General features: G+C 68.8%; 16 protein-coding genes. 8 read left to right on the top strand and 8 right to left on the bottom strand.

The annotated features are described in order from the left end of the window. Positions 1-100 precede the first annotated feature (100 nt). A complete protein-coding gene (gene trpD, locus QL985_RS09065; protein WP_144801562.1) occupies positions 101-1,159 on the top strand; it encodes an anthranilate phosphoribosyltransferase in 1,059 nt (352 codons plus the stop codon). An 86-nt stretch (positions 1,160-1,245) separates the two neighbouring features. Here the strand turns inward: trpD and QL985_RS09060 are convergent, their stop codons facing one another. The 4 genes from QL985_RS09060 to QL985_RS09045 form a co-directional block, all read right to left on the bottom strand. Next, positions 1,246-1,527: an Lrp/AsnC ligand binding domain-containing protein gene (locus QL985_RS09060; RefSeq protein ID WP_029603117.1), complete on the bottom strand. Its 282-nt coding sequence runs from the start codon at positions 1,525-1,527 to the stop codon at positions 1,246-1,248. Positions 1,528-1,612: 85 nt separating this feature from the next. Further along, positions 1,613-2,053, bottom strand: a complete 441-nt coding sequence (locus QL985_RS09055; protein ID WP_144801565.1) for a DUF3054 domain-containing protein — start codon at positions 2,051-2,053, stop codon at positions 1,613-1,615. Positions 2,054-2,186: 133 nt separating this feature from the next. Next, positions 2,187-2,555, bottom strand: coding sequence for a YciI family protein (locus QL985_RS09050; protein ID WP_144801568.1), 369 nt, complete (start codon positions 2,553-2,555; stop codon positions 2,187-2,189). A gap of 677 nt (positions 2,556-3,232) precedes the next feature. Continuing rightward, complete coding sequence (locus QL985_RS09045; RefSeq protein ID WP_259905803.1) at positions 3,233-4,363, bottom strand: ABC transporter permease; 1,131 nt, start codon at positions 4,361-4,363, stop codon at positions 3,233-3,235. Positions 4,364-4,457: 94 nt separating this feature from the next. Between QL985_RS09045 and QL985_RS09040 the strand changes: the two genes are divergently transcribed. Beyond that, on the top strand, positions 4,458-5,099 hold the full coding sequence (locus QL985_RS09040; protein ID WP_235005061.1) for a TetR/AcrR family transcriptional regulator: 642 nt from the start codon (positions 4,458-4,460) through the stop codon (positions 5,097-5,099). Positions 5,100-5,304: 205 nt separating this feature from the next. Here QL985_RS09040 and glgA read toward each other — a convergent pair whose 3' ends face one another. Beyond that, positions 5,305-6,498 carry a glycogen synthase gene (gene glgA, locus QL985_RS09035; RefSeq protein WP_039101272.1) on the bottom strand — a complete coding sequence of 398 codons (1,194 nt, stop codon included), beginning with the start codon at positions 6,496-6,498 and terminating at the stop codon, positions 5,305-5,307. A 475-nt stretch (positions 6,499-6,973) separates the two neighbouring features. Here glgA and glgC point away from each other — a divergent pair, with 475 nt between their 5' ends. The 4 genes from glgC to QL985_RS09015 all read left to right on the top strand — a co-directional run bounded on the left by glgC (position 6,974) and on the right by QL985_RS09015 (position 14,049). Next, complete coding sequence (gene glgC, locus QL985_RS09030; RefSeq protein WP_039101172.1) at positions 6,974-8,218, top strand: glucose-1-phosphate adenylyltransferase; 1,245 nt, start codon at positions 6,974-6,976, stop codon at positions 8,216-8,218. A 63-nt stretch (positions 8,219-8,281) separates the two neighbouring features. Beyond that, the gene (gene pepN, locus QL985_RS09025; protein ID WP_039101173.1) at positions 8,282-10,984 is read left to right on the top strand and encodes an aminopeptidase N; all 2,703 of its coding nucleotides are present in this window, start codon (positions 8,282-8,284) and stop codon (positions 10,982-10,984) included. A 114-nt stretch (positions 10,985-11,098) separates the two neighbouring features. Beyond that, positions 11,099-12,334: a hypothetical protein gene (locus QL985_RS09020; protein ID WP_121240707.1), complete on the top strand. Its 1,236-nt coding sequence runs from the start codon at positions 11,099-11,101 to the stop codon at positions 12,332-12,334. A gap of 17 nt (positions 12,335-12,351) precedes the next feature. Next, on the top strand, positions 12,352-14,049 hold the full coding sequence (locus QL985_RS09015) for an AarF/ABC1/UbiB kinase family protein (RefSeq protein WP_039101175.1): 1,698 nt from the start codon (positions 12,352-12,354) through the stop codon (positions 14,047-14,049). A 140-nt stretch (positions 14,050-14,189) separates the two neighbouring features. Here the strand turns inward: QL985_RS09015 and QL985_RS09010 are convergent, their stop codons facing one another. After that, positions 14,190-14,957 (bottom strand): hypothetical protein, encoded by a 768-nt coding sequence (locus tag QL985_RS09010; RefSeq protein ID WP_039101176.1) that lies wholly within the window; start codon positions 14,955-14,957, stop codon positions 14,190-14,192. A 679-nt stretch (positions 14,958-15,636) separates the two neighbouring features. Between QL985_RS09010 and QL985_RS09005 the strand changes: the two genes are divergently transcribed. Further along, a complete protein-coding gene (locus QL985_RS09005) occupies positions 15,637-16,983 on the top strand; it encodes a UDP-glucose/GDP-mannose dehydrogenase family protein (protein WP_019309204.1) in 1,347 nt (448 codons plus the stop codon). 325 nt (positions 16,984-17,308) lie between these two features. Here QL985_RS09005 and QL985_RS09000 read toward each other — a convergent pair whose 3' ends face one another. Both QL985_RS09000 and QL985_RS08995 read right to left on the bottom strand, forming a co-directional pair. Next, on the bottom strand, positions 17,309-18,337 hold the full coding sequence (locus QL985_RS09000) for an LCP family protein (protein WP_019309203.1): 1,029 nt from the start codon (positions 18,335-18,337) through the stop codon (positions 17,309-17,311). A gap of 131 nt (positions 18,338-18,468) precedes the next feature. Next, positions 18,469-19,533 carry a biotin/lipoate A/B protein ligase family protein gene (locus QL985_RS08995; protein WP_019309202.1) on the bottom strand — a complete coding sequence of 355 codons (1,065 nt, stop codon included), beginning with the start codon at positions 19,531-19,533 and terminating at the stop codon, positions 18,469-18,471. 237 nt (positions 19,534-19,770) lie between these two features. On the opposite strand from QL985_RS08995, the gene QL985_RS08990 reads away from it, so the two are divergent. Further along, entirely contained in the window at positions 19,771-20,028 is a 258-nt protein-coding gene (locus QL985_RS08990) for a type B 50S ribosomal protein L31 (protein ID WP_019309201.1), read from the top strand. Positions 20,029-20,213: the final 185 nt, after the last annotated feature.

The following is a 20,213-nucleotide window of genomic DNA, read 5'->3' as shown; positions in this document are numbered from 1 at the left end:
CACGCCATCGACTCTACCGTCCAGCAGACCGCGCTACTGCACTGATCGGGGCGGGTTCCGGGCCGTGGAGCGCGGTCTGCTGGACGGTAGAGTCGATGGCGTGACTACCACCTCCAGCAGCACCGTGACGCCCGCCCAGTGGCCCGATCTCCTCACCACGCTGTCCCAGGGCGAGGACCTCTCCTGGGACCAGGCCTACTGGGCCATGGACCGCATCATGGCGGGGGAGGTTCCGGACGCCGTGATCGCGGGTTTCCTCATGGCGCTGCGGACCAAGGGGGAGAGCGTCGCCGAGCTCAACGGGCTGGCCGACGCCATGGTGGCTCGTGCCCACCCCATCTCGGTGCCGGGGCCGTCCCTGGACATCGTGGGAACGGGCGGGGACCGGCTCTCGAGCGTCAACATCTCCACGATGGCGGCCCTCGTGTGCGCCGGGGCGGGCGCGCGGGTGGTCAAGCACGGCAACCGGGCGTCGTCGTCCAAGTCCGGCTCCGCAGACGTGCTCGAGGTGCTGGGGGTGCAGCTGGACATGCCCGTGGACCGGGTGCGTCGCGCGGCCACGGAGGTGGGCATCACCTTCCTCTTCGCCCAGACCTTCCACCCTTCAATGCGCTTTGCGGCCACGGCCCGCAAGTCCCTGGGCGTGGCCACCGCGTTCAACTTCCTGGGGCCCCTCACGAACCCCGCGCGGGTGCGGTCGTCCGCGATCGGGGTGGCCGACGCCGCCCTGGCGCCCCTGATGGCCGGGGTCTTCCGCAACCGTGGCGACCGTGCCCTCGTGTTCCGCGGGGGCGACGGACTCGACGAGCTCACGGTCACCGCGCCGTCTGACGTGTGGGAGGTGCGCGACGGCGAGATCCAGGAGCACTCGCTGGACCCCCTGGACCTGGACATGCCCCGCGCCACCGTGGAGGACCTGCGGGGCCGGGACGCCGTCTACAACGCCGGCGTGGTGCGCGACGTGCTGGACGGGGCCCCGGGACACGTGCGTCACGCCGTGCTGCTCAACGCGGCCGCCGGGCTCGTGGCAGCAGAGGAGTCGGCCGACGGGGCGTTCATGGACCGGTTCACGGCTGCGCTGCGCCGGGCCGAGGAGTCCGTGGACTCCGGAGCGGCCCGGGACGTCCTGGCACGCTGGGTGGCCTTCGCCGCGGCGTAAAGCGGCCCGGGGGAGCCGGTCTCCCCGGAACGACGACGCCGCCCACCCCTTCCACGGGGTGGGCGGCGTTCGCGTGTGGTCGGGTCTCAGTCGTCGATGCCGAGGGAGAACGCGGCGTCGAGGTCGTGGGTGCTGTAGGTGCGGAAGGCGATGTTGGTGCTGGTGGAGACCACGCCCGGCACCTTGGAGAGCTCGTCCGCGATGACGTCGGCCAGCTGCTCGTGGCGGTCCACCCGCACCATGGCGATGAGGTCCCACTCGCCGGTCACGGAGTAGACCTCGGAGACCCCGCGGATGTCGGAGACCTCCTGCGCGACCTCGGGTATGCGGTCCGAGGAGGTCTTGATCAGAACGATGGCGGTGAACATGGGGTTCCTTTCCACGGGTCGTCCCAGCCTAGCGGGGCCCGTGGCATTCACGAGGCGGCGGTTGCGGGTGGGGTGCGGAACCGTCTCAGCGAGAGCGCAGGTGACGGATCAGCGCCAGCACCAGTCGGTAGCCGATGAGGAGGACCGCGAGGGTCACGAGGCTCACCACCACGAACGGCAACGCCGTGCCCTGGCCGGTGAGGGTGCGCAGCACCATGCCGCCCACCTCGGCGCACAGCCACACCGAGAGGCCCGTGGGGATCACTGCGGCGGGGTGGCGGGTTCCCCGACAGGCCAGCCAGCCCAGGAGCGCACCCACGAGGAACGGCCACGCGGTCAGGAGGATCCCCGAAAGGCTCTCGCCGTGGCTCGCGCGGCCGATGCCGGCGAACACCACGACCAGCAGGAGGTCGGTGGCCAGGTACACGGGCCACCGGTCACCCGGGCGGTGCGTCACGGGGCCGGGGGATGCCGGGGGAGAGGTGAGTGAGCGGTCGGGCGTGCCGTGGTGCGTCTCGGAGTCCATGGTTTCGATGCTATCGCCCGTTCGCTGCTTCAAGTCTGCAGTGAGAATCGAATAAAAAGTTGCAATGCTCAGGTAAGACATGAAGTAGCGCCGCCCCTCTGAGGGGTGGCACAACGGGGGAGTCGTGCCCTTCTCACCCCTCGAGGGCTCGGAGCTCCACGCGCTGCCCGCACGCAGCAGACGCCTGGGCCGCACGCTGCAGGGCTGTTGCCTCGTTCTCGCTCTGCAGCACCCAGAAGCCGCCCATGACCGGTCCAGTGTCCGTCATCGGGCCGGGGGTCACGCGGGGTTCGCTCTGCCCGGCGCTGGTGGCATCCACAACGTGGGCTGCCTCCGGAGCCGTCAGGCCACCTGCGTACACCCACTGACCTGATTCCTGGAGCTCGGCGTTGAACCGCGCCACGGCGTCCACGGCGCGCTGCATGGCCTCGGGTGACGGGTAGACCGCGTCGGCGGCCTGAGCGCCCTGGGGGTGGAACACGGTGAGCATGTAGTGGGTCACGGTGGGATCCTCTCGAATTGCCTGTTCGGACAGCTTTGGGGCGGCTGGACGCAGACCCCGTCCTGAGGTCCTGCACACTGACCGGTGAGCCACTGGGTCGTCAACGGGGAGCGCCCGCCACTGGATCCATGATGCGGCGCGGAGGCGTCCGACGGTGTGTGCCGTTCCGTGGTTCTGGGGTTTTGTACCAGTTGCGTGGTGATGGGGTACTGCGCATCGATGCGTAGTACGCCCGTGCCCAAACGCCCGCGGGCCGTCGTGGTGCTGCGCGCCGCTGTCACGAGGACGGGCGAACTGGGCCTGATGAAGATGTCCGCCGTGCTGCATTCCACGAGCGGGGACGACACTGGATGGGGGTTGAGCGACAGTGCCGTTCCTTGGCATCCCGCCCCGTACACTTACAACCGATAATGTACATTATGTAAAGTACAGCGGAACGGACGAAGGGGAACCGTCGCCCGATGACTCCCCTTCGTCCTCTGCGTTCATCCTCTGTCCGCCCGATCACGTCCCGTCGGCCGCAGACCACCCGCTCTGGCCGCCCGCCTCGAAGCACAATGCTCAGCTGCAGGCTCCCGGTTGATCACCGTGGTCAGCGTGGTCAGCGTAGTCACCGACGGGCAGCCATTCGCGGCGGTCGCCCTCGGAGTGTTTCCCTGAGGGCGACCCAGTGCCTCTCAGGCCGCAGCCACCACCGGTTCCGACGCCCCATCCTTGCCCGTGAGCGACGACTCGTTCCTGTGGTGGCCCAGGAATGTCAGCACGATCCCCAGAGTCACCCAGGCAATCAGTGCCCACACCTGAGCGGCGATGTTCGCCTCCGGGAAGTACGAGAGATCCCGCAGCAGTGTTCCGGACAGGCCCGGCACCAGCCACTGCCCGATCTCCCCGAACGGCGCCAGGATGAACTCCTTGGGTGAGGTCAGCGCCGAGATCGGGTTGCCGATGAACATCGTGAGGATCGCACCCACGGCCAGCCCCGCTCGTCCGATGAGTGAGCTCAACCCCACGATCACCGAGGCGGTGGCGGTGATCCCCAGCCCGATGGCGGCCCAGTTGGCCAGGAAGTTGGCCTGCAGGATTCCGAACAGCCCCTGCAGGATGGCGGCCAGCACGAAACCTCCGATGACTCCGTACAGCCCCAGTGCCAGCAGGTGCTTGCGCACCCCGGTCACCAGCGTGGAGATCAGGATGCCGCCGATCATTCCGCCCATGGTCAGGGGCAGCCCTGCGATGGCCAGCCCACTCCCCTTCGGGTCGTCCTCGGACAGCGGGACCACGTCCGTGGTGGTCACCGTGGGCGGAGTGCCAGCCTGCTGTTGCGGGGCCTGCTGGCTCAGTGCCGCCATGCCCGCGGGCCCCTTGGTCGCGGCCTCCTTGACCTTCTCGAGCGCCTCCGTGGTTCCCTCGATGACCTGCTGGTCGATGCCGCGCTGCACGGTCGTGGCCATGCCGCTGAGCATCTGTGACGCCACGGGGCTCGCCGCGCTGGCCGTGAGGAACTCGGGCTGCTCCCCCAGCACGATCCCGCCGTACACCTCGCGGGTCCTGATCCCGTTGACGGCGTCCTCCCGGTGGGCCACCGGGTGCAGGTCCAGCACGTTCTCCGGCATCTTCTCGGTCACGGCGTCGATCTGCTCCTGCGTGCCGACGATCGCCACGGGCAGGTTCGCGGTGGTCGAGGTCATCGTGGGCCAGGCGAAGGCGAGCAGCACGACGGCCACCACGCCCGAGGCGATCAGGGCCGCTCTGACGCTCTTGAGCCAGTCGGGGCGCCGTCGCGGCTGCGGGGTCTGGACGTGGGACATGACCCACCCCTTTCAAAAAGAATGATTGTTCTTGGAAAGTGTGGACCCGCTCGGCTAGGCTGTCAAGAACGATCATTCGTTTTTGGAGGTGGACGTGCCCAAGGTCACGGAAGAGCACAAGGAGCAGATGCGGCGTCGGATTCAGGACGCCGCCCTGGTCTGCATCGGGCGCAAGGGCTTCTCGGCGGTGTCCATGGCGGACATCATCGCGGAGTCGGGCCTCTCGGCCGGCGCCGTGTACGTCTACTACCGGGGCAAGGACGACCTCTTCCTGGACGCGAGCCGCGGCGTGATGCGCGACCGGCTGGGGGCTCTGGACCGCCTGCACTCCCAGAGCCCGCTCCCCCACCCGGCGCGCGCCATGGCCATGGTGGTCACGGACCTGCCGGAGGGCGCCACGTTCCCCGGTCTGCCCCTGCAGGTGTGGGGCGAGTCGGTCCGCCGCCCCGAGCTGCAGGTGGCGGCGCGCGGAATCCTCGCGGAGGCGGGCAGCCACCTGCGCCGCTACCTGAGCGCGTGGCTGCGCAGCGAGCGCGGCCTGGTGGAGGACGACGCCGATCGGCTGGCCGACCGCCTCCGTCCCGCTTTCATCGGGCTGGTCCAGGGCTACATGGTGCAGGTGAGCCTCTCAGAGGATCCGAAGCAGACGCACGAGGCCTACGTGCAGGCGGTCGAGCACCTGTTGAGCGGTGTTCTGGCCCAGCCGGGCCAGGACTCCGCGCCCGCCATGGGCTGACGAGCCCGCGGGGCAGGACGTCCTGGCACGGCAGTCCCCACGCACCGAACCTGTCGCCGGGTGAAGAACCCCCCCCCCGAGCTGCCCGGTGGGCCCTGCGTCCCGGACATGAACGGACCCCGGCGCCCAGGGACCATGCGGTCCGAGGGTGCCGGGGTCCGAGCCGGGGGACGCGAGGTGCGGGTCTCCCGTGCCGGGGTGGGCGTCAGAGCACCGAGCGGTAGACCTCCAGGGTCTGCTGGGCAATGGATTCCCACGAGAAGTGCTGCTCCACGCGGCGTCGTCCGGCCTCACCCATGCGGCGAGCGCGCTCGGGGTCGGAGACCATGTCCGTGAGGGCGGCGGCGAAGTCGTCCACGAACTTCTGGGGGTCCAGGGGGGTTCCGGTGCCGTCGGTGACCTGCTCGATGGGGACCAGGGTTCCGGTCTGGCCGTCGGCGACGACCTCGGGGATGCCGCCGGTGGCGGAGGCGACCACGGCGGCGCCGCAGGCCATGGCCTCGAGGTTGACGATGCCCAGGGGCTCGTACACGGACGGGCACGCGAAGGCGGTGGCGTGGGAGAGGATCTGGATGACCTCGCGGCGGGGCAGCATCTTCTCGATGAGCACCACGCCGTCCCGTTCGCTCTTGAGCTGCTCGATCAGTGCGTTGACCTCGGCGCCGAGCTCGGGGGTGTCGGCGGCTCCGGCGCACAGCACCAGCTGCACCTCGGGCGGCAGCTGCAGGGCGGCACGCAGCAGGTAGGGCACACCCTTCTGGCGGGTCACGCGGCCCACGAAGACCACGGAAGGCCGGGCGGGGTCGATGCCGTACTCCTCCAGGACGTCGGTGGCCTCGTCCCGGTTCCACTGGGAGACGTCGATGCCGTTGTGCACGGTGCGCACGCGCTCGGGGTCCACGGCCGGGTAGGAGCGCAGGATGTCCTGGCGCATCCCCTCGGACACGGCGATGATCGCGGCCGCGGCCTCGTAGGAGGTCTGCTCCGCGAACGAGGACACGCGGTAGCCGCCCCCGAGCTGCTCGGCCTTCCACGGGCGCAGGGGCTCCAGGGAGTGGGCGGAGAGCACGTGCGGGATGTCGTACATCAGGGAGGAGAGGTGCCCGCCCATGTTCGCGTACCAGGTGTGGGAGTGCACCAGGTCGGCCCCGGCAACGTCCTGGACCATGGTGAGGTCCACGCCCAGGGTCTGCACGGCGGCGTTCGCGTCACCGAGCTCGGTGGGCACCGGGTAGGCCTTGACCCGTGCACCGTGGAAGTCCGGTTCCCGGGGTTCACCGAAGCAGCGGACGTTGAGGTCCACGAGCGGTGCGAGCACGCGGGACAGCTCGGCCACGTGCACCCCCGCTCCCCCGTAAATGGCCGGCGGGAATTCTTTGCTCAGGATGTCTACTCGCACAGTGCGAGCGTACTGCACGGCCTCCGCGCGCCACAGGCGTCCCTCGGGCCGCGCCGCCCGGTCGCCGCGGTACGAAGCGTGCGCTGGCGCTGCGCCCCCCTGGCCCGTGTGACGAGGGTCCGCGTCGCGACGGTCCGGTGGACGACGGTCTGCGTCGTTGGGCCCTGCCCCCACGACGGCAGGAAGCACGCGGAGCCGGTCTGCACGCCCGTCCGCAACCACGCGTCGCTGGTCCTCACCCCTGCAGGGGTGGTGCGTGGGAGGGGCGCGGGCGGCGTCGTCGTGCGGGCCCTGGACGCTGATGCGGTGGAGACGGGCGGCAGGCTCCTGGCGGGGGTGAAAAGTTGCCGCGAGTTCGGGGCGGTGTTGTGTCAGCCCAGGTGGAGTGGGACACAATGACAGGGAAGACCAGATGACGTCGACGCCGCGTCGCGGCCCGCGGGCCCTGACCGTCTCGGGAAGTGGAGTGCTACGTATGTCACGACAGAAGAAGGTCCTGGCGATCGTGCTGGCCGGCGGTGAGGGCAAGCGGCTGATGCCGCTCACGGAGGACCGCGCCAAGCCCGCCGTTCCGTTCGCGGGAGGCTACCGGCTGATCGACTTCGCGCTGTCCAACCTGGTGAACTCCGGGTACCTGCAGATCGTGGTGCTCACGCAGTACAAGTCCCACTCCCTGGACCGCCACCTGTCCGAGACGTGGCGGCTGTCCACGCAGCTGGGCAACTACGTGACGTCCGTGCCCGCGCAGCAGCGCCGCGGCAAGGACTGGTTCCTGGGCTCGGCCAACGCCATCTACCAGTCCATGAACCTGATCGACGACGCCGATCCGGACATCGTGGTGGTCGTGGGAGCGGACCACGTGTACCGCATGGACTTCGCGGACATGGTGGAGAAGCACATCGAGTCCGGGGCCAAGGCCACGGTGGCCGCCGTGCGCCAGCCCATGGAGATGGTGAAGTCCTTCGGCGTGATCGAGACGGACCCGCACGATCCCGCGAAGATCGCGCGCTTCGTGGAGAAGCCGGACACCACCACTCCCCTGCCGGACGATCCCGACTCGTTCCTGGCCTCGATGGGCAACTACGTGTTCGACCGGGACGCCCTCGTGGAGGCGCTGCGCACGGACAACGAGAAGGCGGACACCCACCACGACATGGGCGGGGACATCATGCCGTACTTCTCGCAGCGCGGGGAGGCCGTGGTCTACGACTTCACGCACAACGACGTCCCGGGCTCCACGGCGCGGGACCGGCAGTACTGGCGGGACGTGGGCACCCTGGACTCGTACTACGAGTCCCACATGGACCTGATCCGTCCGCTGCCGGTGTTCAACCTCTACAACTACGACTGGCCCATCTACACGCACCAGATCATGGCGCCCCCCGCCAGGACGGTGCGCGGGCCCAACGGCCAGGCGGGCGTGGCCTTCGACTCCATCGTCTCCCCCGGCGTGCTCATCACGGGCGGCCACGTGGGCTCCTCGGTGCTCTCCCCCAAGGTCAAGGTGGAGCACGACGCGCGCGTGACCGAGTCCGTGCTGATGCAGAACGTCCAGATCGGTGCGGGCGCCACGGTCCACCGCTGCATCCTGGACAAGAACGTGGTGGTTCCTCCGGGCTTCACCGTGGGCCTGGACCGGGAGCAGGACCTCGCCCGCGGTCTCACGGTCACGGAGTCCGGCCTCACGGTCGCGCCCAAGAACTACCGCTTCGAGAAGTAGGCGCACAGGGCGGGCGGTGTAGCCGTGTGACCGGCGACACCGCCCCGTGCCTACACTGGGGGCATGGGAGCCAGCCTGACCAGAGAAGAAGCAGCCACGCGTGCCGAGCAGATCCGGGTGGAGGACTACCGGGTCACGGTGGACCTCTCGGGGGCGCAGAACCCCGAGAGCACCACCTTCGGCTCGGAGGTCACGGTGCGGTTCACCGCCGAGGAGGGCGCGGAGACGTTCATCGACTTCATCCACGACACGGTCACGGAGGTGGAGCTCAACGGTGAGCTCCTGGACGTGGACGACGTGGTGGACGGGGACCGGATCCGGCTGCCCGAGCTGGGTCAGGCGAACGAGCTGCGGGTGCTCGGCCGTGCCCTGTACTCGCGCTCGGGTGAGGGTCTGCACCGCTACATCGACCCGCAGGACGGCGAGGTGTACATCTACACCCAGTACGAGCCCGCGGACTGCCGCCGGGTGTTCGCGGTGTTCGAGCAGCCTGACCTCAAGGCCGCCTTCACGTTCACGGTGGTCACCCCGCAGGACTGGATCGCGGCGTCCAACGGGGAGCTGGTGGCCTCCACGCCCACCGAGGACTGCGAGGCTCCGGGGGCCGTGAGCCACGAGTTCGCACCCACCCTGCGGATCTCCTCCTACATCACCACCATCCTCGCGGGGCCGTACGCCACGGTCACGGACGAGTGGCGCGGCACCGATTCCCACGGCGAGCCCGTGACCGTCCCGCTCGCGCTGCACTGCCGGCGGGCGCTCGCCGGGCACATGGACGCCGAGGAGCTGTTCACCCTCACCAAGCAGGGGCTGGACTTCTTCCCGCAGCTGTTCGGCTTTGCGTACCCGTGGGGCAAGTACGAGCAGGCGTTCGTGCCGGAGTACAACCTGGGGGCCATGGAGAACCCGGGAATGGTCACGTTCACGGAGGACTACCTGTTCCCGTCCGGTGCCACGCGCGCCCAGCTCGCGGGCCGCGCGAACACGCTGATGCACGAGATGTCCCACATGTGGTTCGGGGACCTGGTGACCATGCAGTGGTGGGACGACCTGTGGCTGAAGGAGTCCTTCGCGGAGTTCATGGGCGCGTACGCGTGCGTGCACGCCACGCAGTACACGGATGCGTGGGTCACGTTCGCGCTGGCCCGCAAGGAGTGGGCGTACCGGCAGGACCAGCTGCGCACCACGCACCCGGTCGTCGCGGACATCGTGGACCTGGAGGCCGCGCGGCAGAACTTCGACGGCATCACCTACGCCAAGGGCGCCTCGGTGCTCAAGCAGCTGGTGGCCTTCGTGGGCGAGGACGCCTTCATGGACGCGTGCCGCGCCTACTTCCGCCGCTTCGCCTTCGGCAACACCAGCCTGGACGACTTCCTCGCGGTCCTGGACGAGGCGTGCGACCACGACGTCCGCGCGTGGGCGGACCAGTGGCTGCGCACCACGGGTGTTCCCGTGCTGGCGGTCACCGCCGACGCCGCGGCCGCGGGCTCCCCCGCCACGCTCACCCAGCGCGCCGAGCCCCTGCGCCCCCACGTGCTGACCGTGGGCACCTACGCCCGCACCGCCGAGGGGTCGGTGGAGAACACCACCCGCGCGGAGGTGCGCGTGCCCGCCGAGGACCGGCCCACCGAGCTCACCGGTGTGACCGGACCGTCGGCCACCGGCGCCGCTGCCGGGCAGACCGTTGCTGGCGGCGCCGCCACCGCCGCGTCCGCGGTCGAGCCGACCGGCGCCGTCGTGCTGGTCAACGACACGGACCTCACCTACTGCCTGGCCCACCCGGATCCGGCCTCCCTGGCCGGGCTGGTGGAGCTCGTGGGTGAGATCACCGATTCCCTGGCCCGCGCCGTGGCGCACTCGCAGCTGTGGGCCGCGGTGCGGGACGGGCGCCTGTGCCCGCGCGAGTACGTGCTCATGGTGGCCCGCCGGTGCACCACCGAGTCCCACGCGGCGATCCTCACCACGGTCCTGGACCACGCGCGCCAGGCCCTGGGCCAGTACGTGCCCGTGACGCACCGCACCGCCGCGCGCCGGGCTCTGCTCGACGCACTGGGTGAGGCCATGCTGGCCGCGGAGCCCGGTTCGGACGCGCAGCTGATCCTGGCGCGCGCCTTCGCCCGGGAGGCGGCACGGGACGGGAAGTACGCCCGGCCCATCCAGGAGTGGCTGGGCGGTGTGCACACCGTCCCCGGTCTGGAGCTCACGCCGCAGCTGCGCTGGAGCATGCTCACCGCGGTGACCGCCACCGGGCACAGCACCGTCTCCGAGCTGGAGTCCGAGCACGCCCAGGACCCCACGCGGGACGGTCACCTGGGCTACCTCGAGGCGGTCGCGGCCATGCGCTCGGACCGTTCCAAACAGCAGGCGTGGGAGCGGATCGTCTCCGGCACGCTGTCCAACGACGAGCTCAGCGCCACCATTGCCGGCTTCCAGCTCGCGGCGCCCACGGTGCTGCGCCGCTACGAGGACGTCTACTTCGAGCAGCTCACCGCGTGGTGGGCCGGGCACTCCATGGAGATCGCCACCCGGATGGTCCGCGGGCTGTTCCCGCGCGCGGTGGACGCCCAGGCGGCGTCGTCGGGCGCGGCGGGGACTCCCGCCGGGGACTCGGCGGGAGCGGCCGCGCAGCATCCCGTGGTCCGCGCGGCCCGCACCTGGCTGGACGCGCACGACGACGCTCCCGCGGCCCTGCGGCGCATCGTCACCGAGCTGCTCGACGACGCCCAGCGCGCGGTGACCCTGCAGCTGATGTGCCTGTCCCGCTGAGCCAGGACCGGTCATGTCCTCCCAGTGGATGAACATCGATGCACCTGGATCAACGGATAGCATGAGGGCAGATGCTGCGGCGGAGGAACCGCCAGTGCTACAGCGAGGGAGACCATGACCGATTACGCGCTCAACGACCGAGGGTCCTTGGACGTCGTCACCGAGAACTTCTACGACACCGAGATCATGCGGGTGTTCGGGGGTCTCTCCGCGGGTCGCGCGCAGACGTGGAACGGCATGGCCGCGCTCGTGCCGGAGCCGGACAACCCCTTCGACCCGCGCACCGTGTCCGTGCGCGTGGGCGAGAACAAGGTGGCCCACCTGTCCTCGCAGGACGCGCACCGGTACTGGCACCCGCTCTCCCGCGTGATCGCCTCCGGCTACACGCCCGTGGTTCCCCTGCACCTGGAGGCCGAGCTGCTGCGCCAGGACGGCGTGGCGGAGGTGGATGCGCGCGCGGTGATCGACATCGCTCCCCCGGACCTGCTGTTCCCCCTGAACACCGCGCCTGCGCAGGCCGCCGTGCTGCCCCAGGGCTCCTCCATCAAAGTGCTTGACGAGCAGGACTTCGCCGAGTACCTGCACTCGATCGTGCCCGCCTCCGGTGAGGGCCGCGTGATCCTCACGCTGGAGGTCAACAAGGTGCGCAACTCCCACGGCGTCACCGTGGACACCGTGGACGTGCTCTACGAGCGCAAGCAGGTGGGGCGGCTCTCCACGCAGATGTCCCAGCAGTTCATCCCGATCATCAACCACGCCTTCGACCACGACCTGCTCACCGCCGTGTGGGGCACCATCCGCGGCTCCTCGTTCGAGGTGTCCATGACGCTGCAGGCCGCGCGCGCCCCCGAGGTGCCCGCGCAGTGGTTCACGGAGCTGCCCAACGACGTCCCCGAGCTGCTGCCCGAGGCCGAGCAGTACGAGGTCCCCGCGGCCTACGTGGCCGTGGAGTCCGATCACGGACGCAACTCCAAGAAGTGGCGCCGCGGCTTCACCGCGGCCCACCCCGAAGCCACCGGTGCGGGCTCCCCCGCCTCGGGGGCCCGGGCGCTGGCCGCGCGGTGGCGCGGGGGCGAGTCGACACGCACGGGCCAGGACACCGCGGGAGCCCTCGTTGCCGAGCACGACGCCGCCGGCACCGCACCCGCGGCCCGCAACACCGCGGGCTCCACCGTGGCCGGCGTGGCCCGCGGGCTCAGGCCCCTGGTGACCGCCCTGCTGGCTCTCACCGTCCTCCTGGTGGTCGTGGGTATCGTGCTGCTCGGCGTGGAGCCCCTGGCCACCACGCTCGTGATGATCGTGGCCCTGGCCACGGGCTTCATGGCCGTCTATCTGCACAGAACGCTGTAAGGGGTTCGTCCAGCCGTATGATTTCCCGCCGCGAACGGTTCCTCCAGATCATCGAGGTCCTCACCAAGCACGGCTTCGGCTTCGCCCTGGGCGGACTCAAGCCCCAGTGGCGGGCTCCGCTCGCGCGGGTGAAGCTCATCGACCCCCAGACCATCCACTCCCAGCCCGAGCACCTGCGCATGGCGCTGGAGGAGCTGGGCCCCACGTTCGTGAAGCTGGGCCAGCTGACCTCCACCCGCCCGGACCTTCTGCCGCCGGGCTACGCGGAAGAGCTGCTCAAGCTCCAGGACAACACCCCGCCCATCCCCGTGGAGCAGATCCGCGCGATGATCGAGGCCGAACCGGACTCGCAGGCCGAGGAGATCCTCACCCACATGGACCCTGAGCCGGTGGCCACGGGATCCATCGGCCAGGCCCACGCGGCCACCTACCAGGGGCACCAGGTCATCGTGAAGGTGCGCCGCCCCGGGGTCACGGACGAGGTCAACCGGGACCTGGAGATCCTGCAGGACATGGCCAAGTGGGTTTCGCGCTACTGGACCGCGGCGCAGGACTACGACCTCGAGGGCATCGTGGAGGAGTTCAGCACCTCCCTGCGCGACGAGCTGGACTTCCTGCAGGAGGCCAAGAACTCGCAGCGCATGGCCGAGAACTTCACGGGCCACCCGCAGATCCACATCCCGGAGATCTTCTGGGAGGCCAGCACCTCCCGGGTGCTCACGATGGAGCGGATGTTCGGCGTCAAGATCAACGACTACGCGGCTCTCGAGGCCGAGGGCGTCGACCGGCACCTGCTGGCCAAGGAGGCCACGGACGCCATCTGCAAAATGGTGTTCGAGGACGGCTTCTTCCACGCGGACCCGCACCCAGGGAACCTGTTCGTGGAACCGGATGGCCGAATCGCGATCATCGACTTCGGCATGGTGGGCAACCTCACCGAGGAGTTCCGCGACCACCTGATCACGCTGCTGCTGGGCGTGGTGCAGGACAACCCGCGGCGCGCGGCCACCGGACTGCTGGGACTCACGGACAGCGGCACCCACGACGTCTCCAAGCGGGAGATCGAGAAGGACGTGGCGGTCATGATGCGCCGCTACGCCAACAAGCCCCTGCAGGAGGTGCGCGTGGGGGCGCTCATGGCGGACCTGATCTCCGTGCTGCGCCACCACAAGCTCCAGCTGCCCCGGCAGTCCGCGCTGCTGCTGCGGATGCTCGTCACCGCGGAGTCCATGGGCACGGGCCTGGACCCGGAGTTCGACCTGGTCTCCTCGGTGCAGCCGTACGCAGAGCGCTTCATCATGCACCGGCTCTCCCCCGAGATGCTGCTCAACCGGCTGCGCTCCACGGTGGAGGACGCCGTGCAGATGGGGGTGGACGTCCCCGAGTACGTGCGCCGGCTGATCGTGGTGCTCGAACGCGGCGGGTTCGACGTCCACCTGCGCACCGACGAGCTGGAACCGCTGTTCAAGAACGGCGCCAAGATCAGCCACCAGGTGGTGGCCGGCGGCGTGATTGCCGCGACCATCAACGGCACCGCGCACATCATCGCCTCGGACCCCGAGCGGTGGAAGAAGTATCACACGCCCCTGATCGTGGGAGGCATGTCCACCGTGGGAGTCCTCAGCGGCTACCTGGCGGTGTCCTCCAACGTGGACCGGGTCCGCCACCTGGCGCGGCTGCTGCGCGGCAACCGCCAGAAGCGCACGGTGCGCTGAGCGCGGGGGTGCCCGTCCGGCGTCGTCCCCGCTCCGCGTGGTGTCCGGTCAGCGGTGTGGTGTCCTCGCTCCGCGGGGTGCGCGCCCGGCGCCGCCCTCCCGGGTGCCGCCCGTCCGGCGGGGCTTCCGCCGGACGTGGCTCAGATCAGGTCCCAGACCGCGTAGGCGTTCTTGGACGAGGGGACGACCTCCCACTGCTCGGCGCGCGCGGGATCCACGCGGGCCCGGGCCGTCTCGAGGTCCTCCGCGGTCAGGTAGAACGGGCCGCCGTTCGCGAAGCGCCGCAGGTGGTCCGAGGACGGAATGACCACGCGCCGCATGTAGTCCACGCCGGCGATCCGTCTCTCCAGCGTGCAGTACGCCACCCCGGGCTGCTTCAGGTTTGCCAGGATGGCACGCATGGACTCCTGCAGCGGGAGCGTGGGCAGGATCTCCACGGCACGGGCCTCCATGGCCCGCACCACGTGGCCGGCCACGAGGAACTCGTAGTACTGCCCGGAGCAGCCGGTCACGTAGCGCACCTCGATGTCCGGGTGGTTGGCAATGAAGCACACCAGTTCCCCCATGCTGATCATCATGTCCGCGAGGCGCTCCAGGATGGCGGCCGTCCTGAGGTGGTTCTTGGCTGCCGTGCGGCCGCGCAGCCGGGCGGACCGGGACACCGAGGCCCGGATCTCGATCTCGAAGGCGGAGGGGCCCATCTGCATGATGGTGAAGTCGTGCTGGTAGCCCTCCAGGGTGATGGCCGAGGGCTCGAACATGTGGTGGGAAAGCATCTGCAGTCCTGTGAAGCTCTCCCGCATGGTCGCCTGGGGCAGCGGCAGCTGGAGGCCTGCGCTGGTGCTGTAGGTGATGAGGACCGGGATCTGCGCATTGGGGGGTATGGATCCCGGGAGTGGTGATGCCACTGGTTCTCTCCTCGAACTCGCCTGTTCAGGTGAAGTGTGTTTTGTGCAATCGAATTGCGTTCTCGGGTATTCTGGGAATCATCCACCGGCGGCGCGGGGGGAAATGCAGACGTTTCCACGTCGAAGGGACATGCATTCGTATGCACAAAAGTGTATTGCAGCGAGGGCTAAGCATCCTTCCTACTCGCGCGTTCATCTGTACCCTCTAAGGGGGACACGTCCATTCCCGCGTTGACGGGGTTGACCGCGCCGCTCCCATAGACTCTCCACACGTAGGGGAAGAACGGGCACCGGCACCTCGCGGCGGGTCCCGGCTCGTCCACGGGTTCCAGCAAAGGATGTACTGCGTGTTCACGATCATGCCGATCTACGGCACCCGCCCGGAGGCGACGAGCCGAACCTTTCCCCACGACACGGCTGGAAGGTCTGCAGATCGAGACCTTGGTCCCCACAACCGCAGAATGCGGCCAGGTTCTGACCAGGTAGACAAGATCTGACTCCCCCCCTCGGGCGGCGCGGCGACACGTGTTTTGCCGGAGGGCAACGGCCAAGGTACCCCACTGCGCGGGGGCCGCGCCTTCGCAGATACCCATAAAGGCAGATGCTCGGAGCAGTACTGCGGATCGCTGAGAGCGATTCCCGGGTTTGAGCCCGCCATCTCTTCAGAAAGGATCATCTTATGCGCATGACAGTGATCGGCACCGGATACCTGGGGGCCACGCACGCCGTGGCCATGGCGGAACTCGGCCACGAGGTGCTGGGCGTGGATCTGGACCAGGCGAAGATTGACTCCTTGGCCGCGGGACGCGTTCCGTTCCACGAGCCGGGTCTGCCGGAACTGCTGCGCAAGCACGTGTCCACGGGGGCCGTGCGGTTCACCACCTCCTACGATGAAGCAGGCCGCTTCGGAGACGTTCACTTCATCGGCGTTGGAACTCCGCAGAAGCGGGACGGACACGCCGCGGACATGACCTACGTCGACGCAGCGGTGGAGCAGATCGCACGCGCGGCCGACCACAACTGTGTGATTGCCGGAAAGTCCACGGTCCCCGTGGGCTCCGCCGAGCGCCTTCAGCACGTGGCGCGCTCGTCCGCTCGTGACGGCGTCACCGTTGACCTCGTCTGGAACCCCGAGTTCCTGCGCGAAGGTCACGCGGTGGAGGACACGCTGCGCCCCGATCGCATGGTCCTGGGGGTCGAGCACAACGACGACGCCCGGCGCACGCCAGGAGCTGAGCGCGCCGAGGCTGTCCTGCGGGAGGTCTATGCCCAGCAGCTAGCCGTGGACACACCGTTCATCGTGACCGACTACCAGACTGCGGAACTCGTGAAGGTGGCGGCCAACAGCTTCCTGGCCACCAAGATCAGCTTCATCAACGCGCTCTCCGAGATCACGGAGACCGTCGGGGGTGACATCCGCACCCTCGCGGACGCCATAGGTCTGGACGATCGCATCGGGAGGAAATTCCTCAACGCGGGGGTTGGATTCGGCGGGGGGTGCCTCCCCAAGGACATTCGCGCCCTGCGCGCGCGGGCCTCGGAGCTGGGCCTGGACCAGTCAGTGCGCTTCCTGGCAGAGGTGGACGACATCAACCTCCGGCGACGCGAGCGCACCACGCAGCTGGTCGCGCAAGAGTGTGGAGGGTCCCTCCACGGCGCGAAGATCGCCGTGCTGGGAGCGGCGTTCAAACCGGAATCCGACGACGTGAGGGACTCCCCCGCACTGGACATCGCCGCCCGTCTGCATTCCCAGGGTGCGGATGTGCGTCTCTACGATCCCCAGGCGAACGCGAACGCCGCCCAGCGATATCCCCGCCTGGACTATGTGGACTCTCTCGAGGACGCCGTGACCGGTGCCCAGATGACGCTGCTGCTCACCGAGTGGCGCGAGTTCAAGGAGATGGACCCAGCAGCGGTGGCCGCGCTCGTCGAGGTGCCCACCATCTTAGACGGCCGCAACGTGCTGGATCCTGCCACCTGGGAGGCAGCCGGATGGCAGTACCTCGCACTCGGGCGACGGAACTGAACCCTCATTACGTGTGACCCCACTCGTGCCGAGCTGGCTGCTCCAGTGGGTCGGTCGAGAGGCGCGGTTCTCTCCGGCAGACCGGGAATGGGTAAGACCTTGTCCCTGCAGGGGTGGATCGGCTTGGCCCGTTGCACGGCCCAAATCGGTTCCGTTGGCGGTACTGAGAGGCTCATGGCAACCGCACCCCCGGAATCGCGTGGTGCGGTTGCCACGTGGAAGCGGTTGCGGGCGAGCTCGCGCCAGGGTTCTCGGGCGATAGCCACTCCTTCGACCGCAGCCTGACTCCAACCGCGCGCACGCCCTTTCGAGAGGGACGGAAGAATCAGGGGCCGGACTGCTCCACCTTTTTTGCGTAGTCGTCCAGGGTGCCGTCCGAGATGGACTTGCCGATCTCCTTCATGGCGGCCTCATCCGCAATGATGATCGACTGCCCGTCCGCGGACGTTCCCACGCCCTGGTTGGGCACGGTGAACATGTGGATGTCGCTGCTGGTCATCCCCACCAGTTTGGGGGCCTGCTGGGCGATCCATCCGGCCGTGATGCCGTCGCTGACCGTCAGGTACGGGGAGATCTGCTTGACCACCTCGTTGAGCTTCACGGGGTTGGTCAGCGTCCCGGCGCTGACGAGCTCGTTGATCAGCCCCTCCAGGTACGCCCGCTGGTTGCGCACGCGCTGGTAGTCACCGTCCGGGAAGGCGTAGCGCTCACGCACGAAGGCGAGTGCCTCCTCGCCGTTCATCTCCTGGGGTCCCTCCTGGAACTGGTGGCCGTCCTGGGAGGTGAAGGACACGGGCACGTCCACGGTCACGCCACCCAGGGCGTCCGTGAGCCCCTCGAAGCCCGCGAAGTCCACCATGGCTACCTCGTCCACGCGGGTGTCGAAGTTCTCCTCGATCGTGCTCACCATGGTGGGCATCCCGCCCACGTCCAGAGCGGAGTTGATCTTGGCCTCGCCGTGGCCGGGGATGGTCACCCAGGTGTCGCGCATGATGGACATCACGTACATCTCGCCGCCGTCCTCCGGGATGTGGAGCAGCATGATGGAGTCCGCGCGGGAGCCCGTGACGGTAGGGTCCTGGCCCTCGGGGCGCTTGTCGGAGCCGAGCAGCAGCACGGTGGTGCCTGCATCCTCGGAGGAGCCCTTGGCGGGGCGGCTGGACTCCTCGGGAAACGCCGACTCGAGGTTCTGCGCGCCGTTGTCGAAGTTGCGGGCGAGGTTCCACACGAAGAAACCCGCCACCACTCCGATCACCAGCACGATGCCAAGCAGCACCAGGAGGATGTTGCGTCCGGTGTGCTTCTTGCGGGGGGTGGGCTGGTCTTCGTTGAACTCGACCGGATTCGTGGACACGATGTGCTCTCCGAGGCTGGGGGGACATGACTCGCGCGAGACCCACCGGGATCCGGTGCAGGGCACCCGTGCTACGGGGTGCGTTCCGGCGGGGGCGCTGGCGGGGCTGTGGGTGCTTTCGCACATCCTAGCTACGGCACCCTGTGGATCCACTCTTGCGTGCCGAACTTGTGCTCGACGAGATTCCGGGCCGCGGCGAGTTCGCTGTCTGAGACCTTACCAACCTGGGCCCCGTAGCGTTCCGTGAACGTGCGGGTCAGGGCCGAGATGACATCCCCGCGGGCCATGCCGGTCTGGCGTCGCAGCGGGTCCACCCGCTTCTTGGCGGATCGGATCCCCTTGTCCGAGATCTTCTCCTTGCCGATCCGCAGCACATCCGTCATCTTGTCCGCGTCGATGTCGTAGCTCATGGTCACGTGGTGGACCATCCCGCCGTTGGCGAAGCGTTTCTGGGCCGCTCCCCCGATCTTTCCCTGCGGCGTGGCGATGTCGTTGAGGGGCACGTAGAACGCCTCCACGCCGAGGTCCGCGAACCCCTGCATGACCCACGCGTCCAGGAACGGGTAGGAGTCCGCGAAGCTCATCCCGTCCACCAGGGTCTGGGGGATGTAGAGCGAGTACGTGATGCAGTTGCCCGCCTCCATGAACATGGCGCCACCGCCGGAGACGCGGCGGACCACCTGCACCCCGTGCCGCCGGGCGCCCTCCAGGTCCACCTCGTTGCGCACGGACTGGAACGAGCCGATCACCACGGCGGGCTCGTCCCAGTCCCAGAACCGCAGCGTGGGGGGACGGTGGCCCGCGCCCACCTCCCGGGCGAGGACCTCGTCCAGGGCCAGGTTCTCCAGAGTGGGGCGCACCTGCGCGGGGATCACCTGCCACTCGTGGTCGCTCCAGCTCGTGGCCTTGGCCAGTGCACGGCGCACGGCAATCACCACGGCTCGGGCGTCGAAGCCGAACAGCACGGCGTCGCGCGGCAACGCCGCCTCGATCCTGGCCGCCATCTCCTGCGGACCGGTGTCCTCGTGCAGACCGGTGAGGGCGGCGTTGATGTCCGCGAGCGCCTCGTCGGGCTCGAGGAAGAAGTCGCCGTTGACGGAGACCTCGGCCAGCCGGTGGTCGTGGACGGTGAAGTCCGCGACCACCAGCTTCCCGCCGAGGACCTTGTACTCTCCGTGTGCTCGTGACGTGCTCATTCACTGACCTCCGCTGCGAGTGGTGGCACGGGGTGTGGTGCCGGGTGTTGCGCCCTGGCGGGGCGCCTCAGCTCGTTGCCCGTGAATTCCTCTCCTGATGGTATGCACTGGTGGGTCGAATCGACCGACGTGGGCCGGAGGCGTACCATAGGCGGTTGGTGTGCTCACTTTCGAGCGCGCCGCGTCCGAGCAACGCCGTGCCTGGCAAAATCCAGGCACCTACAGAAGGTTGACACCATGAAGGCTGACATCCACCCGGATTACCACCCGGTTCTCTTCCGTGACCTCGCTTCCGGCAAGGTCATCCTGACTCGTTCCACCGCCACCTCCTCCAAGACGGAGACGTGGGAGGACGGCAACGAGTACCCGATCATCGAGGTCGAGATCTCCTCCGAGTCCCACCCGTTCTACACGGGCAAGCAGCGCATCATGGACTCCGCCGGCCGCGTGGAGCGCTTCAACCAGCGGTTCGCGAACTTCGGGAAGTCCAAGTAACCAGCGGACACTCCCCCTTCGACGCCCGGTCCACCGCACGGTGGGCCGGGCGTCGTGCTGTACGGACCGCCGCTCGTCCCGGTCCAGCAGATGACGACACTCGCGGACCAATCGTCACCATTTCGTGACCTTCCCCATAGGATGGGCCTGGCTCTTGTCCCCCCAGGCCCCGGCACACCCCCCCT

The sequence above is a fragment of the Kocuria sp. APC 4018 genome (assembly GCF_030407675.1).
GTDB classification, from domain to species: domain Bacteria; phylum Actinomycetota; class Actinomycetes; order Actinomycetales; family Micrococcaceae; genus Kocuria; species Kocuria rhizophila.
This window is presented reverse-complemented; position numbering and strand designations above follow the sequence as displayed.

Coding starts and splice junctions, on each gene's coding strand:
- QL985_RS09060 (WP_029603117.1), bottom strand. CDS start 1,527: ATGTTCACCGCCATCGTTCTGATCAAGACCTCCTCGGACCGCATACCC.
- glgC (WP_039101172.1), top strand. CDS start 6,974: ATGTCACGACAGAAGAAGGTCCTGGCGATCGTGCTGGCCGGCGGTGAG.
- QL985_RS08990 (WP_019309201.1), top strand. CDS start 19,771: ATGAAGGCTGACATCCACCCGGATTACCACCCGGTTCTCTTCCGTGAC.
- pepN (WP_039101173.1), top strand. CDS start 8,282: ATGGGAGCCAGCCTGACCAGAGAAGAAGCAGCCACGCGTGCCGAGCAG.
- QL985_RS09005 (WP_019309204.1), top strand. CDS start 15,637: ATGCGCATGACAGTGATCGGCACCGGATACCTGGGGGCCACGCACGCC.
- QL985_RS09045 (WP_259905803.1), bottom strand. CDS start 4,363: ATGTCCCACGTCCAGACCCCGCAGCCGCGACGGCGCCCCGACTGGCTC.
- QL985_RS08995 (WP_019309202.1), bottom strand. CDS start 19,533: ATGAGCACGTCACGAGCACACGGAGAGTACAAGGTCCTCGGCGGGAAG.
- QL985_RS09015 (WP_039101175.1), top strand. CDS start 12,352: ATGATTTCCCGCCGCGAACGGTTCCTCCAGATCATCGAGGTCCTCACC.
- QL985_RS09020 (WP_121240707.1), top strand. CDS start 11,099: ATGACCGATTACGCGCTCAACGACCGAGGGTCCTTGGACGTCGTCACC.
- QL985_RS09055 (WP_144801565.1), bottom strand. CDS start 2,053: ATGGACTCCGAGACGCACCACGGCACGCCCGACCGCTCACTCACCTCT.